This window comes from Streptomyces hydrogenans, from assembly GCF_014656075.1.
Lineage (GTDB): Bacteria > Actinomycetota > Actinomycetes > Streptomycetales > Streptomycetaceae > Streptomyces > Streptomyces hydrogenans.
Map to the genome: position 1 here is coordinate 1 of NZ_BNBS01000041.1, position 14,615 is coordinate 14,615.

Consider the following 14,615-nt stretch of genomic DNA (forward strand, 5'->3'; position numbering starts at 1 on the left):
CCACCGCGGTCTTCATGACCTCGGCCGACTGGAGCACGAACGGCAGCTGCATCTGGCCGGAGCCGAAGAGCTCGCCGACGGTCTTCATGCCGTCGAGCAGCACGTCGTTGACGATCTCCAGGGCGGGGCGCCCGCCGAGGGCCTCGTCGAGGTCGGCCTCCAGGCCGTTCTTCTCGCCGTCGACGATCCGGCGCCTGAGGCGCTCCTCCAGCGGCAGTGCGGCCAGCTCCTCGGCCTTGCCGGCCTTGAGGGACTGGGCCGTCGCGCCCTCGAACAGCTCCAGGAGCCGCTGGAGCGGGTCGTAGCCCTCGGCGCGCCGGTCGTAGATCAGGTCGAGTGCCACCTCGACCTGCTCGGGGGCGAGCCGGGCGATCGGGAGGATCTTCGAGGCGTGGACGATGGCCGAGTCCAGGCCGGCCTTCACGCACTCGTCGAGGAAGACCGAGTTGAGGACCAGCCGGGCCGCGGGGTTGAGGCCGAAGGAGATGTTCGACAGGCCCAGCGTCGTCTGGACGTCGGGGTGGCGCCGCTTCAGCTCGCGGATCGCCTCGATCGTGGCGATCCCGTCCTTGCGGGACTCCTCCTGACCCGTGCAGATGGTGAAGGTGAGCGTGTCGATGAGGATGTCGCACTCGCGGATGCCACGGTTCGAGGTCAGGTCCTCGATCAGGCGCTCCGCGATCGCGACCTTCTTCTCCGCCGTCCGGGCCTGGCCCTCCTCGTCGATGGTCAGCGCCATCAGCGCGGCGCCGTGCTCCCGCGCCAGCGCGGCGACCTGCGCGAAGCGGGACCCGGGGCCGTCGCCGTCCTCGTAGTTGACCGAGTTGACGACCGCCCGGCCGCCGAGCTTCTCCAGGCCGGCCCGCAGGACGGGCACCTCGGTGGAGTCGAGCACGATCGGCAGGGTGGAGGCGGTCGCGAAGCGGCCGGCCAGCTCCTCCATGTCGGCGACGCCGTCCCGGCCCACGTAGTCCACGCACAGGTCCAGCATGTGCGCGCCCTCGCGGATCTGGTCCCGCGCCATCTCCACGCAGTCGTCCCAGCGACCCTCCAGCATCGCCTCCCGGAACTTCTTCGACCCGTTGGCGTTCGTCCGCTCACCGATCGCCAGGTACGAGGTGTCCTGCCGGAACGGAACGTGGCCGTAGAGGGAGGCGGCGCCCGGTTCGGGTGCGGGGCGGCGGTCCGGGACGGCCGCCCCGCGGACCCGGTCCACGATGGCCCGCAGGTGCTCCGGGGTCGTCCCGCAGCAGCCGCCGACCAGCGCGGGACCGAAGGTGCGGACGAACTCCTCCTGGGCGTCGGCCAGTTCCTCCGGGCTCAGCGGGTAGTGGGCGCCGTCGGAGGTGAGGACGGGCAGACCGGCGTTGGGCATCACCGACAGCGGGACGCGCGCGTGCCGGGCGAGGTGGCGCAGGTGCTCGGCCATCTCCGCCGGGCCGGTGGCGCAGTTGAGGCCGATCATGTCGATGCCGAGCGGCTCCAGGGAGGTGAGCGCCGCACCGATCTCGGAGCCGAGCAGCATCGTGCCGGTCGTCTCCACCGTCACCTGCACGATGACCGGCAGGTCGACGCCCACCCAGTCCAGGGCGCGACGGGCGCCGACGACGGCCGCCTTCGTCTGGAGCAGGTCCTGCGAGGTCTCGACGAGCAGGGCGTCCGCGCCGCCCCGCACCAGGCCCTCGGCGTTCTGCTGGAAGGCGTCGCGCAGGGGGCCGTAGGCGACGTGGCCGAGGGTCGGCAGCTTGGTGCCGGGGCCCATGGAGCCGAGGACCCAGCGGGGCCGGCCGTCGGCCGCCGTGTGGGCGTCCGCCGCGGCGCGGGCGATCCGGGCGCCGGCCTCGGACAGTTCGTAGACCCGGTCCTCGACGCCGTACTCGGCGAGCGCGGCGAGGTTCGCCCCGAAGGTGTTGGTCTCGACGCAGTCGACCCCCACCGAGAAGTAGGCGTCGTGGACGGAGGCGACGAGGTCGGGGCGGGTGAGGTTCAGGATCTCGTTGCAGCCCTCGAGGCCGGTGAAGTCGTCCAGCGTCGGGTCGGCGGCCTGGAGCATGGTGCCCATGGCGCCGTCGGCCACGACCACCCGGCGGGCGAACTCGTCCCTCAGCGACGGCCTCGGGGAGCGCCGCGGGGCGTCCTGCGGGGAGGGGCTCACGCCGGCCCCCTCAGGTGGGTGACGAGGGCGGCCGTGCAGCCGGCCCCGTAGGTGGCGCGGATCCGGTCGAGCAGCGGCTCCCGGCGGAGCCGGTACTCCTGGGTGCCGACGTGCCCGAGGGCGGTCGCGGCCACCGCGCAGCCCAGCTGGGCGGCGCACCGCTCGGGGACGCCCCACAGGGTGCCGGCGAGGAAGCCGGCCCGGAAGGCGTCGCCGACGCCGGTCGGGTCGGTCACGGCGGGCACCGGGACGGCGGGCACCGCCAGCGGGGCGCGGCCCGCGCCCCGGATCCGGACGCCCGCCCCGCCGTGGGTGGTGACCCAGGTGGCGGCCCGGCGCAGCACCTCCGCCTCCGTCCAGCCGGTCTTCTCCAGCAGCAGCGCGGACTCGTACTCGTTGGTGAAGAGGAAGCGGGCCCCGTCCACCAGCTCCCGCACCGCGTCCCCGTCGAGCCGCGCGAGCTGCTGCGAGGGGTCGGCGGCGAAGGGGATCCCGAGCTCGCGACAGCTCCGGGTGTGCCGGATCATCGCCTCGGGGTCGTCCGGGGAGACCAGGACGAGGTCCAGCCGGCCGGTGCGGCGGAGGACCTCGCGGAGGTCGATCTCCCGCGCCTCGGCCATCGCCCCCGCGTAGAAGGTGGCGATCTGGTTCTGCTCCCGGTCGGTGGTACAGACGAAGCGGGCGGTGTGCAGGGACTCGCTGACGCGCACCGCGTCGGTGTCCACGCCGTGGTCCTTGAGCCAGATCCGGTACGGCTCGAAGTCGGCGCCGACCGCGCCCACGAGGACCGGGCGCAGTCCGAGCACGCCGAGCCCGAAGGCGATGTTCGCTGCCACTCCGCCGCGCCTGACCTCCAGGTCGTCGGCGAGGAACGACAGGGAGACCCGGTCGAGCCGGTCGGCGAGCAGCTGCTCGCCGAACGAGCCGGGGAAGGTCATCAGATGGTCGGTCGCGATGGAACCCGTGACAGCGACTCGCATGTCCCTCAGACCCCTTCGTCGTGGTGGACGGCCCGCCGGAGGGCGTCCACCCGGTCGGTCCGCTCCCAGGTGAAGTCCGGCAGCTCGCGCCCGAAGTGGCCGTACGCGGAGGTCGCCGCGTACACCGGCCGCTTGAGGTCCAGGTCGCGGATGACCGCGGCCGGCCGCAGGTCGAAGACCTCGCGCACGGCGTCCTGGATGCGCTCCACGGGGACGGTCTCGGTGCCGAAGGTCTCGACGAAGAGGCCGACGGGCTCGGCCTTGCCGATCGCGTAGGCGACCTGGACCTCGCAGCGGCGGGCCAGTCCGGCGGCGACGACGTTCTTGGCGACCCAGCGCATGGCGTAGGCGGCGCTGCGGTCGACCTTGGACGGGTCCTTGCCGGAGAAGGCGCCGCCGCCGTGGCGGGCCATGCCGCCGTACGTGTCGATGATGATCTTGCGGCCGGTGAGGCCGGCGTCGCCCATCGGGCCGCCGACCTCGAAGCGGCCGGTCGGGTTGACCAGCAGCCGGTAGCCGTCGGAGGCCAGGGCGACGCCCTCCTCGGCCAGCTCCTTGAGGACGTGCTCGACGACGAACTCGCGGACGTCGGGGGTGAGCAGGCCCTCGACGGAGATGTCGGCGGCGTGCTGCGAGGAGACGACGACGGTGTCGAGGCGGACCGGGCGGTCGCTGTCGTACTCGATGGTGACCTGCGTCTTCCCGTCGGGCCGCAGGTACGGCACGGTGCCGTCCTTGCGGACCTCGGTGAGGCGGCGGGAGAGCCGGTGCGCCAGCGCGATGGGCAGCGGCATCAGTTCGGCGGTGTCGTCGCAGGCGTAGCCGAACATCAGGCCCTGGTCGCCGGCGCCCTGCGCGGCGAGCGCGTCCTCCGCCCCCTCCACCCGGGCCTCGTGCGCGGTGTCGACGCCCTGCGCGATGTCCGGGGACTGCGCGCCGATGGAGACCGACACGCCGCAGGAGGCGCCGTCGAAGCCCTTGGCGGAGGAGTCGTAGCCGATGTCCAGGATGGCGTCGCGGACCAGCTGGGCGATCGGGGCGTAGGCGGTGGTGGTGACCTCGCCGGCTATGTGGACCTGGCCGGTGGTGATCAGCGTCTCGACGGCCACGCGGGCCTGCGGGTCCTGGGCGAGGAGCGCGTCCAGGACGGTGTCGCTGATCCGGTCGGCGATCTTGTCGGGGTGTCCCTCGGTCACGGACTCGGAGGTGAAGAGGCGGCCGCTCATGCCTGGACCGCCTCCGCCCCGGTCTTCGCGAAGAAGTGCGTCTCGATGGCGCCGAGGGTGCGGATGGCGTCGACCTCCAGGGTCTCCATCTGGATGGAGACGCCGCTCTCCTGCTCCAGCAGGAAGACGAACTCGACGAAGGAGAGGGAGTCGATGAGCCGGTTCTCGATGAGGTCGAGGTCGGGGGCGATGTCCTGGCGCTCGGGGTGGCGCTCCAGGATCCAGTTCTTCACCTGCTGCAGGCCGTCGGCCATGATGGATCTCCTCAACTCGTGTGCGTGGGTGGGGTGTGGGCGATGATCGGGGCGGCGACCGCCACCGCGTAGTCCACGTCGTGGCTGATGGACACGGTGATCTCGGCGATGCCGGATCCGGCGGCCATCTCGGCGGCGGCGCCGTGGAGTTCGACGAGCGGCCAGCCGCCGTCGGAGCGCCGCACCACGATCTCCGGCCAGGGCAGGAACCTGCCCCTGACCCGTAAGGTCTTGAAGGCCGCTTCCTTGGCCGCGATCCGTCCGCACAGGCTCAGCACGTCGAGCCCGGTGGAGGTGCGGCAGTCGGCGAGTTCGCCGGGGGTGAGCATCCGCTCGAAGAAGCGCTCCCCGTACTGGTCGAGGAGCCGGCGGACACGGTTGACGGACACGATGTCCATGCCGAGGTTCGCCCAGCCCAGGCCGCCCGCCGGCGGGGCGACGGGACGGGCCGGCACGTCAGGTCACCGGCCCGGCCGCGTCCAGGACCGCCCGGGTCGCCGCCTCCCAGCCGCCGTGGCGGCGGGTCAGCGCGGACAGCCAGCGTTCGAGACCGAAGGCGACGCAGCTGGTGAAGGCCGGGCCTCCGGTCGAGGCGAGCGTGATGTCGCAGCGTTCGCCGAAGAAGTTCCGGTGGGTGTTGACCGAGGCGATCGCCAGGTCCTCGTACAGGAACTCGTACTTCACCGGGGTGAGCCGCTGGAGGAGCGCCTTGGATCCGCCCTTGTCGAAGAAGGGGTCGCAGGCGGCCTCCCTGCGCAGCGGCAGGCCCACGGCCTCGGCGAAGGCGTCGACGCGGGCGGTGAAGGCGGTGAGGTGGTCCTCGGCGTGCTCGCGGGCGCCGATGGCGACGATCTCCCGCATGCGGAAGCCGAGCTGGCGGCGCATGCCCTCGTAGTGGGTCTCCTTGCGGAAGCACCACGAGCAGACGGTGACGAGGGTGTCGTCGGCGACCTGCCGGCCCTGGTGGTCCAGGTAGACGGCGTAGCAGGAGGCGGAGGGCAGGCCGAGGCCGGCCGGTTCGAGGGAGGCGGCGGGCCAGTGGCCGCGCTCGCCGTCGAAGGGGGTGGTGAGCCGCTTCTCCAGGTCGAGGGGGGCGGCGAGGACGGCCTGGTGGGGGAAGTTGTCGTAGTAGTCGAGCCGGGCCAGGTCGGCCGCGGGCAGCAGCGGGGGCATGGTCATCGGGCGGGCGCCCGCGGCGATGCCCCAGCGCTCGAAGGTGTCGTCGAGGAGCCGCAGCAGGCGGGTCGCCTCCGGCCCCAGGGAGGGCAGGCCCCTGGTCGCCCCGACGGTCTCGGGGGTGGTGACGGTCATGGTCGGTGCACCTCTCGGTGAGGGCTGTCGGGCTTTCTCAGAGGACGGGCAGGGTGTCGTCGGAGAAGATCCCGGTCTTCAGGAAGAAGGCGAGCGGCTTGCGGATCGCCTTGCGCTCGTGGGCGCGGCGGGCCGGGTCGGCGATGAGCGCGTTCCGCAGGCCGAGCGGGTCGGCGATGCCGGCGTCCTTGTACACGTGCGGGTTGTAGAGGGAGTTGACGCTGTAGACGACGTACCGCTTGAGGTACGCCTCCACCTCGCGGACCCGCGCGGCGGGCACGGCCTCGCACATGCGCTGGTACAGCAGGGAGACCAGCTCGCGGCCGAAGGCGATGTGGCGGGACTCGTCCTGGTGGTGGATGCGGTTGACCTCGCGGATGGTGTGGCAGAGGGAGTCGTCCTTCGCCATCCGGGAGTTGTAGTGGTCGACCAGCTCCTCGAAGAAGAGGATCCGGGTGAAGACGAGGAAGTTCTCGACCTCGGGCTCCCAGGCGGCGTCGGCGCGCATGGCGGTGGAGCCGTAGATCTTGTGGCCGTAGCGCCGGCAGAACTCGGAGAAGAACCACATGTGTTCGTTCTCCTCGCCGATGAAGTGGTGGAAGAAGTCCGAGGGGACCTCGAAGCCCGGCATGTGGATGCGGCCGACGACCTCGATGAGGAGTTCGCGGATGCCGTGCACGTTGAGGCTGTAGAAGTTGACCGACTCCCACTTGGAGAGGCGCTGAAGCGTTTCCTCACCGAGGCGGTCGTAGTGCTCGGTGCCGTAGACGGTGAGCAGCTCCGGAGTCATCCAGAAACGGTTCTCCTCCAGGGTCTCGGGCCACTGGAAGGTCTGGTACGGGTTGTAGTAGTCCTCGACGGAACGCTCGCTCAGGCGGCTCAGGACCTCCATGAACCGGTCGCTGACGGGCAGGGGGGCGGCGACGCCCATGGTGATGGCTCCTTCGCGGGAGGGGTCAGGGACGGACTTCGTAGACCGCGTTGACCGGGGTCTCGGCGGCGCGCCGCCAGCGGGTGAAGCCGGCCTCCTCGGCGATGGACCGGAACGCCTTCTCGCCGGAGTGGTTGCCTAGGGCGTGCGGGCCGCGCTGGGCGACCGCCACCGGCAGGCACATCACGGCGGACAGGGCCATGAACATGCGGGCGGCGGGCGTCTGGGTGTCGACGTCCCGCGGAGAGACGTTGGACTCGACGAGCATCCAGGTGCCGTCCGCGTCGAGGGACTTGTGGACGTGCTGGGCGGCGGCGACCGGGTCGCCCATGTCGTGCAGGGCGTTGAAGAAGCAGACCAGGTCGTAGCCGGTACCGGGGTAGTCGTCGGCGGAGGCGACCTCGAAGACGACCCGGCCGGAGAGGCCGGCCTCCTCGGCCAGCTCGCGGGCGATCGCGATGGCCTCCTCGGAGTAGTCGAAGCCGTGCACGGTGGCGTTCGGGAAGGCCCGCGCGATGAGGAGGGTGGTGTGCCCGACGCCGCAGCCGACGTCGGCGACGGTGCCGCCGGCGGCGAGCTTGTCCGTGACCTCGTGGAGCGCGGGCAGCCAGTCGGGGACGAGCTTGTGCTCGTACGTCGGCTGGAAGAAGGAGCCCATGCCGGTGTCGAGGGCCGCGTCGTGCTCGGCCCAGCCGACGCCGTCGCCGGTGCGGTACGCCTCCACCAGCAGGTCCTCGGTGGCGTACAGCGCCTTGAGGGCGGTGAAGAAGCCGGCCGCGTAGGTGACGGCCTTCGGGTCGGCCAGCACCTCCGCGTGGTCGGCGGGCAGCGTGTACGTGAGCGAGCTCGGGTGCCGCTCGACGTACCCGGCGGAGAGCTGGGCGTGCAGCCACTCCTCCACGTACCGCTCGTCGGTGCCGGTCCGCTCCGCGAGCGCGGCGGCGGTGAGCGGGCCTCCGGCGGCGAGCGCCCGGTAGAGGCCGAGGCGCTCGCCGAGGGCCACGGTCAGGCCGCGGACGGCCGCTCCGGCGTCGGTGATGACCCTCTGGTGGAACTCGTGGGCGCTCACGCGGCCACCTCCTCGTCGTGTCCGGGGGTGCCCGGCAGGTCGCACGTGAACAGGAAGGACCGCGGCACGCCGGGAACGGTGCGGGCCGGGACCGGGTAGGGCCAGCGGTCGAAGTCGGCGCCGGCCTCGCCGGGCTGCCGCACCTCGCGGACGGCCCAGCCGCAGTCGGCGAGCAGGGCCTCGGGCTCCTCGGTGCCGAAGAGCCAGGGGTTGCCGTCCTCCTCCAGGGCCCTCATGAAGCCGCGGGCGAGCGGGTTGGTGAGGGCGGCCCGCGAGATGACGTCGCCGAGCAGCACGGAGCCGGGCGCGGCGTGCGCGGAGAGGGTCGAGATCAGGGTGCGCACGGCCTGCTCGGGGAGGAAGAACAGCAGGCCCTCGACGACCCAGAGGACCGGCTCGTCGCTCTTCCAGCCGGCCTCCTTGAGCGGGCCGGTCCAGTCCTGGGTGAGGTCGACCGGGACGGCGACGCGGGTGCGGCCGGCCGGCAGCGGCTCGTCCCTGAGCATGCCGGCCTTGACCTCCAGGAGCGCCGGGCGGTCGAGCTCGTAGACGGTGACGCCGTCGGGCCAGGGCAGCCGGTGGAAGCGGGTGTCCATGCCGGCGGCGAGGAAGACCACCTGGCGGATGCCGCGCTCCTGGACCGCCCGGACGATCGCCCGGTCGAGGTAGGTGGTGCGGATGGCGAGGAACGGCACGATGCCGCCGCCGTCGTAGCGCTTCAGCAGCTCGAAGCCGATCTCGTCGGCGACGGTGCGCGCGTAGGGATCGGCGAACAGCCGGTCCTCGCGCTCGGTCTCCAGGGCCCGCGCGGCGGCGGTCCACTGGGCGGTGCGGGATACGGCCTCCACGGGAGGTCCCCCTTCGGGTCGGTGGTCAGGAGAGGTGCGGACGGCCGTGTTCAGGGGCCGGGCGGGTGGACGGCTCCCGCCGACGGGCATACGGACCCGTCGGGGCGGGCTCGCGGACCCGTCAGGCGGTCATGACCGGGACACAGACCTTGGCCCGGGCGCCCGTGCAGCCGACGGGGTCCTCGGCCGCGGGCATCGACGACGGATGCGCGGCCTCGGAGTCGGCGGGGCGCCGGCGGAAGATGCTGTGCAGGATCATGCTGAACACGGCCGTCCCGTCGGCGGCCACGAGCGTGCACCGCGGCTTGACGGTGCCGGTGGCGGGGTTGAACGGCGACGGGGTGGCGCCGAGGATCTCGACGCGGGCGGTCAGGACGTCGCCGGGGCGGACCGGGCGCAGGTAGCGGACCTCGTCGATGCCGGGCGAGCCCATGCAGTCGCTGTAGGCGAGCAGCCCGTCGACGTACCGCCGCATGAAGAGCGCCTGGGTGTGGAAGCCGCTCGCGATCAGGCCGCCGAACGGCGAGTCCTTCGCCCGCTCCGGGTCCGTGTGGAAGGGCTGCGGGTCGAAGCGCCTGCCGAAGTCCAGCACCTCCTCCGCGGTGACGGTGACGGTGCCCAGTTCATGGACGTCGCCGGGCCGGAAGTCCTCGAAGTAGCGCATCGAACGCCCCCCTTGACCTAGGAGTTCTACGTTTCCTGGCATCACCCAATCTACGAATCGACCATTTATTTTGTCAACCCAAAAGAAGCGTCGACTGCCGTCAGGAGAGGGCCTGTTCGACATCGGCCCAGAGGTCCTCGACGTCCTCGATGCCGACCGACATCCGGACCAGACCGGGAGCGATCCCCGCGGCCCGCAGGGCGTCCGCGTCCAGCTCGCGGTGGGAGGTGGACGCCGGATGGGTCACCAGCGTCTCCACGCCGCCGAGCGAGAGCGCCAGCTTCGCGAGCCGCACCCGCTCGATGAAGGCGCGGCCGGCCTCCCGCCCCCCGGCGAGCTCGAAGGAGAGCAGCCCGCCCCCACCGGCCAGGACCTTGCGCGCGACGCCGTACGAGGGGTGGTCCGGGCGCCACGGGTGGTGCACGGCCACCACCTCGGCGCGCGACGCCAGCAGCTCGGCCAGGGCGGCGGCGTTGGCGCAGTGCTCGCGCATCCGCAGCGGCAGCGTGGGCAGCCCCCGCAGGGTGAGCCAGGCCGCGAACGGGTCGGCGCAGGCGCCGAGTTCGACGACGCGGGGCCAGACCCGGCGGCGCAGCCCGTCGTCCGCGAAGACGGCGGCGCCGCCCAGGACGTCGGAGTGCCCGGAGAGGTACTTGGTGGTGGAGTGCGCGACGATGTCGGCGCCGTGCTCCAGGGGGCGGCACAGCACGGGCGAGGCGAGCGAGTTGTCGACCAGGCTCGTCACCCCGAGGGCGCGGGCGGCGGCCAGCAGTCCGGGCAGGTCCGGGACCTGCCCGGTGGGGTTGGCGATCGTCTCCAGGACGAGGAGCCGGGTGGCGGGGTGCACGGCGGCGGCCTCCAGCTCGGCCGGGTCGTCGCCGGATATCCGGACGACCTCGATCCCGTACCGCGCCGCCAGGTCGGCCAGGACGGCGTGCGTCCCGCCGTACAGGCAGCGCTGGGCGACCACCCGGTCGCCGGGCCGCAGCAGCGCGAGCAGCACGCCGCTGATCGCGCCCATCCCGGAGGCGAAGGCGAGGGCCCCCTCGCCCCCCTCCAGACCGGCCAGGGTCTGCTCCAGGGCGCGGACCGTGGGGTTGCCGCGGCGGCCGTAGACGTACCGGCCGTCGGGCCCGGCCATCGCGTCGGCCAGCTCGGCGGCCGAGTCGAAGGCGAAGGCGGAGGACTGCACGAGCGGCACGGACAGCGGCCAACTGCCGTCGCCGAAGGGCTCGTTCACGACGTGCACGGCTCGGGTGTTCAGTTCCACGGGAAAGGTCCCCTCGATGGACGGAAAGGGGCCGCCCGACGTCCGGGACGGACATCGGGCGGCCCCTTCGGGCGGTGCCGGCGCGGGAGGGCCGGCGGCTCAGGCGGCGACCTTCTCGCCCTGTGCGGCGGGGGCGGCGGCCTCGGCGGCCACGGCCTTGTCGCCCTTCATCACCAGGAGGGTGACGACACCGCCGACGGCGGCGACGACCGCCGCGCCGATGAAGGCGGCCGAGAAGCCCTCGGTGAGCTTGGGCAGGTTGCCGAGCTGGTCGGCGCCCTGCGACATGGCGACCGCGGTGAGGGCGGCGAGACCGAGCGCGGAGCCGACGTTGTAGGTGGTGTTGACGATGCCGGAGGCGAGACCGGCCTGCTCCTGCGGGGCGCCGGACATCGCGGCGATCATCGCCGGGATGTAGGCGAGGGACATGCCGAGCGCGGCGACCAGCGAGGCCGGCAGGACGTCGACGAGGAAGGAGCCGGTGGGCTCGACGGCCGCGAGCCAGACCAGGCCGGCCGCGAGGACCAGCAGACCGCCGCCGATGAGCGGCTTGGCGCCGACCTTCATCATCAGGCGGGAGGTGATGGCCGTCATGAAGATCATGAGGAGCACGGTCATCGGGAGCAGCGCGGCGCCGGAGGCGAAGGCCCCGTAGCCGAGGACCTGCTGGAGGTACAGGTTGAGGAAGTACCACATCGGGATCCAGGCGGCGCCGAGCAGCGTCATCGCCAGGTTGGCCGAGCCGAGGCGCGGGACCCGCCAGACGCTGAGCGGCATGAGGGGCTCGCGGACCGACTTCTGGATCACGAAGAAGAGGATCAGCAGGGCGGCGGCGCCGGCCAGCTGGAGGATCGTGCCGGTGGAGCCCCAGCCGACCTCGGGGGCGCGGACCACGGCGAAGACGGCGAGCGCGAGGCCGGCGGTGACGGCGGCGGCGCCGAGGACGTCGACGGAGCCGCGGCGGGAGCCGACCTCGGGGAGGAGCCTGGTGGCGGCGAGGGTGGCCAGGCCGATCGGGATGTAGATGATGAAGACCCACTGCCAGGCGGCCCACTCGGTGAAGACGCCGCCGAGGAAGACGCCCGCGGTGCCGCCGGCCGGGGCGGCGGCGCCGTACAGCGCCATCGCCTTGCCGAGCTCCTTCGGGTCGTGCATGAAGAGCATCATCAGCAGGGTCATCGCGGAGGGCGCGATCAGCGCGCCGCCGACGCCCTGCACGGCCCGGCCGGCGATCTCGACCCAGGCGGTCTGCGCGGCGGCGGCGAGCACCGATCCGGCGATCATGACCACCCAGCCGGTGACGAAGATCTTCCGGGCCCCGACGAGGTCGGAGAGGCGCCCGCCGAGCAGCAGCAGGCCGCCGAAGACGATCACATAGGCGTTGAAGACCCACTGGAGCTCACCCTGGGAGAAGCCCAGGTCCTTCTGCATCTCGGGGAGCGCCACCCCGATGATCGAGGTGTCCATGATGACCATGAACTGGGCGGTGGCGAGCACGAGAAGTGCCCACCAGCGCCGGGGGTTGACGTTTGACATCGCACTGCCCTTCACTCGCGGCCGACCGGTGACCCGGGCCGAACACATACCCCCAGGGGGTACCTTCGCGGAGCACCGTAGCATACCCATGGGGGGTATGTAAGAGTGGGATGAGGGCCCCGTTCCGCCGAGATCCGGACCGCCCCGGCGGGCACAATGCGCCCATGACCGCAACCGAGGACAGCGCGACCGAGACCAGCGACCTCCTCCGGCGCTGGAACGCCACCCTGCTCGCCGCCCGCGCCGGCCGCGAGGGCCCCGACCCCGCCCCGTACGGCCGGAACCTGCTGGCCCGCTGGGCCGAGCCGCAGCGGCGCTACCACACCACCGCCCACCTGCGGGCGGTCCTCGACCGCATCGACGAGCTCGCCGACCAGGGCGGCGAGGGCGGGGAACTCGAACTGGTCCGCCTCGCCGCCTGGTTCCACGACGCCGTCTACCGCCCCGACCGCTCGGAGAACGAGGAGCGCTCCGCCGCCCTCGCCGAACGCGCCCTGGCCGAGGCCGGACTGACGGCCCACGAGGTGACCGAGGTGGCCCGCCTGGTCCGCCTCACCGTCACCCACGACCCCGCCCCCGGCGACCTCAACGGCGAGACCCTGTGCGACGCCGACCTCGCGATCCTCGCCACCGGACCCGATACCTACCAGGGGTATACGGCAGCGGTCCGCGAGGAGTACGCCTTCGTCCCCGACCCCGCCTTCCGCGAAGGCCGCGCCGCCGTCCTCCGCCACCTCCTCGACCTCCCCCGCCTCTACCGCACCCCCTACGGCGCGGCGGCCTGGGAGGAAAGCGCGCGGGAGAACCTGGAGCGGGAACTCGCGGAACTGACGGCCGACGTCTGAGCGCGGCACCTCCCGCCACGCCCCCGCGGACGCGGAACGCCCGGCCGGGGGATCCCCGGCCGGACGTCGGGCGCCGCTCGTGACCAGCTCGACCGCCCCCGACCGGCCACGGGGCACACGGCGGCTCCCCACACCGGGGAGCCCCCTCTCACATCGCGAGACGAACCGTCCCACCGGAATGACAGGGACGAATCACCCGTTGACCCATGTCATGCCCTCTCCCTCAGCCGAGCCCCCGACCGGCACCTCCACGCCCGCCCCCACCGCGTCCCCCCGCATGCCCCTGGCCGTCTACGTCCTGGGCATCGCGGTCTTTTCCCTCGGCACGAGCGAGTTCATGCTCTCCGGCCTGCTGCCGCCCATCGCGGAGGACATGGGCGTCTCCATCCCGCAGGCCGGCCTCCTCATCTCGGCCTTCGCCATCGGCATGGTCGTCGGCGCCCCACTCCTCGCGGTGGCCACCCTGCGCCTCCCCCGCAAGACCACCCTGATCGCCCTGATCACCGTCTTCGGCCTCGGCCAGATAGCCGGCGCGCTGGCGCCCAGCTACGGGATCCTCTTCGCGTCCCGCGTGATCAGCGCCCTCGCCTGCGCCGGCTTCTGGGCCGTCGGCGCGGCGGTCGCCATCGCGATGGTCCCGGTCGGCTCCCGCGCCCGCGCGATGGCCGTCATGATCGGCGGCCTCTCCATCGCCAACGTCCTCGGCGTCCCCGCCGGCGCCTTCCTCGGCGAGCACCTCGGCTGGCGCTCCGCGTTCTGGGCGGTGGGCGCCGCCTCCGCCGTCGCCCTCGTCGGCGTGGCCACCCGCATCCCCCGCATCCCCGTCCCCGAGGAGAAGCCCCGCCTCCGCCGCGAGCTCACGATCTACCGGGACCGCCAGGTCCTCCTCTCCATCGTGATCACCGCCCTCGCCGCCGGCGGCGTCTTCTGCGCCTTCTCCTACCTGGCCCCGCTCCTCACCGACGTCTCGGGCCTGGACCAGGGCTGGGTCTCGGCCGTCCTGGCCCTCTTCGGCATCGGCGCCCTCGTCGGCACGACCATCGGCGGCCGGGTGGCCGACGCCCACCTCTTCGGCGTCCTGCTCACCGGCATCACCGCCTCCACGGTCTTCCTCGCGGCCCTGGCCCTCCTCGCCTCCTCCCCCGTGGCGACGATCCTGCTGGCCTTCCTCCTCGGCGTCTCGGCGTTCTACACGGCCCCCGCCCTCAACGCCCGCATGTTCAACGTCGCCGGCGCCGCCCCCACCCTCGCCGGCGCCACCACCACCGCCGCCTTCAACCTCGGCAACACCGGCGGCCCCTGGCTCGGCGGCACCGTCATCGACGCGGGCCTCGGCTACACCTCCCCCGCCTGGGCCGGCGCCGCCATGACCCTGCTGGCCCTCGCCGCCGCGGCCCTCTCGCTCGGGCTCACCCGCCCCCGCGCGTCCCGCGTGGTGATCGGCGCGCAGGGGGCACCCGCGGAGACGGAGTCCGTGGCCGGCAGGTAGCCGACCGTCCCGCCCTACCTCGGCGGTCACCGACCGC

At 72.8% G+C, this 14,615-nt stretch carries 14 protein-coding genes; 2 read left to right on the forward strand and 12 right to left on the reverse strand.

Annotated elements, in window-relative coordinates; all coding sequences use genetic code 11:
- The 12 genes from IE321_RS18835 to IE321_RS18890 all read right to left on the reverse strand — a co-directional run.
- Window positions 1-2,062: homocysteine S-methyltransferase family protein (locus IE321_RS18835; RefSeq protein ID WP_229916450.1), on the reverse strand; the 2,062-nt coding region annotated here is incomplete at its 3' end.
- An 89-nt stretch (window positions 2,063-2,151) separates the two neighbouring features.
- Window positions 2,152-3,135, reverse strand: a complete 984-nt coding sequence (locus tag IE321_RS18840) for a carbohydrate kinase family protein (protein ID WP_190223787.1) — start codon at window positions 3,133-3,135, stop codon at window positions 2,152-2,154.
- 5 nt (window positions 3,136-3,140) lie between these two features.
- A complete protein-coding gene (gene metK / locus IE321_RS18845) occupies window positions 3,141-4,361 on the reverse strand; it encodes a methionine adenosyltransferase (RefSeq protein WP_190223788.1) in 1,221 nt (406 codons plus the stop codon).
- Entirely contained in the window at window positions 4,358-4,615 is a 258-nt protein-coding gene (locus IE321_RS18850) for an acyl carrier protein (protein ID WP_190223789.1), read from the reverse strand. The genes metK and IE321_RS18850 overlap by 4 nt, the downstream gene beginning before the upstream one ends.
- An 11-nt stretch (window positions 4,616-4,626) precedes the next feature.
- Entirely contained in the window at window positions 4,627-5,070 is a 444-nt protein-coding gene (gene acpS / locus IE321_RS18855) for a holo-ACP synthase (protein WP_051842807.1), read from the reverse strand.
- A gap of 1 nt (window position 5,071) precedes the next feature.
- Window positions 5,072-5,926 (reverse strand): class-II aminoacyl-tRNA synthetase family protein, encoded by an 855-nt coding sequence (locus tag IE321_RS18860; RefSeq protein ID WP_190223790.1) that lies wholly within the window; start codon window positions 5,924-5,926, stop codon window positions 5,072-5,074.
- Window positions 5,927-5,963: 37 nt separating this feature from the next.
- Entirely contained in the window at window positions 5,964-6,857 is an 894-nt protein-coding gene (locus IE321_RS18865) for a diiron oxygenase (protein ID WP_043231162.1), read from the reverse strand.
- A gap of 25 nt (window positions 6,858-6,882) precedes the next feature.
- Window positions 6,883-7,926 (reverse strand): class I SAM-dependent methyltransferase, encoded by a 1,044-nt coding sequence (locus tag IE321_RS18870; protein WP_043231164.1) that lies wholly within the window; start codon window positions 7,924-7,926, stop codon window positions 6,883-6,885.
- Window positions 7,923-8,774 (reverse strand): class I SAM-dependent methyltransferase, encoded by an 852-nt coding sequence (locus IE321_RS18875; protein WP_190223791.1) that lies wholly within the window; start codon window positions 8,772-8,774, stop codon window positions 7,923-7,925. Before IE321_RS18875 ends, IE321_RS18870 begins: the two co-directional genes overlap by 4 nt.
- A gap of 121 nt (window positions 8,775-8,895) precedes the next feature.
- Window positions 8,896-9,438: a MaoC family dehydratase gene (locus IE321_RS18880; RefSeq protein WP_190223792.1), complete on the reverse strand. Its 543-nt coding sequence runs from the start codon at window positions 9,436-9,438 to the stop codon at window positions 8,896-8,898.
- Window positions 9,439-9,538: 100 nt separating this feature from the next.
- Window positions 9,539-10,708, reverse strand: coding sequence for a trans-sulfuration enzyme family protein (locus IE321_RS18885; RefSeq protein ID WP_190223793.1), 1,170 nt, complete (start codon window positions 10,706-10,708; stop codon window positions 9,539-9,541).
- Window positions 10,709-10,807: 99 nt separating this feature from the next.
- Window positions 10,808-12,244 carry an MFS transporter gene (locus IE321_RS18890; protein ID WP_190223794.1) on the reverse strand — a complete coding sequence of 479 codons (1,437 nt, stop codon included), beginning with the start codon at window positions 12,242-12,244 and terminating at the stop codon, window positions 10,808-10,810.
- Window positions 12,245-12,408: 164 nt separating this feature from the next.
- On the opposite strand from IE321_RS18890, the gene IE321_RS18895 reads away from it, so the two are divergent.
- Together IE321_RS18895 and IE321_RS18900 are read left to right on the forward strand one after the other, a co-directional pair.
- Window positions 12,409-13,089 carry an HD domain-containing protein gene (locus tag IE321_RS18895; RefSeq protein ID WP_190223795.1) on the forward strand — a complete coding sequence of 227 codons (681 nt, stop codon included), beginning with the start codon at window positions 12,409-12,411 and terminating at the stop codon, window positions 13,087-13,089.
- Window positions 13,090-13,366: 277 nt separating this feature from the next.
- Window positions 13,367-14,578 carry a Cmx/CmrA family chloramphenicol efflux MFS transporter gene (locus tag IE321_RS18900; protein WP_190223826.1) on the forward strand — a complete coding sequence of 404 codons (1,212 nt, stop codon included), beginning with the start codon at window positions 13,367-13,369 and terminating at the stop codon, window positions 14,576-14,578.
- Window positions 14,579-14,615 lie beyond the last annotated feature (37 nt).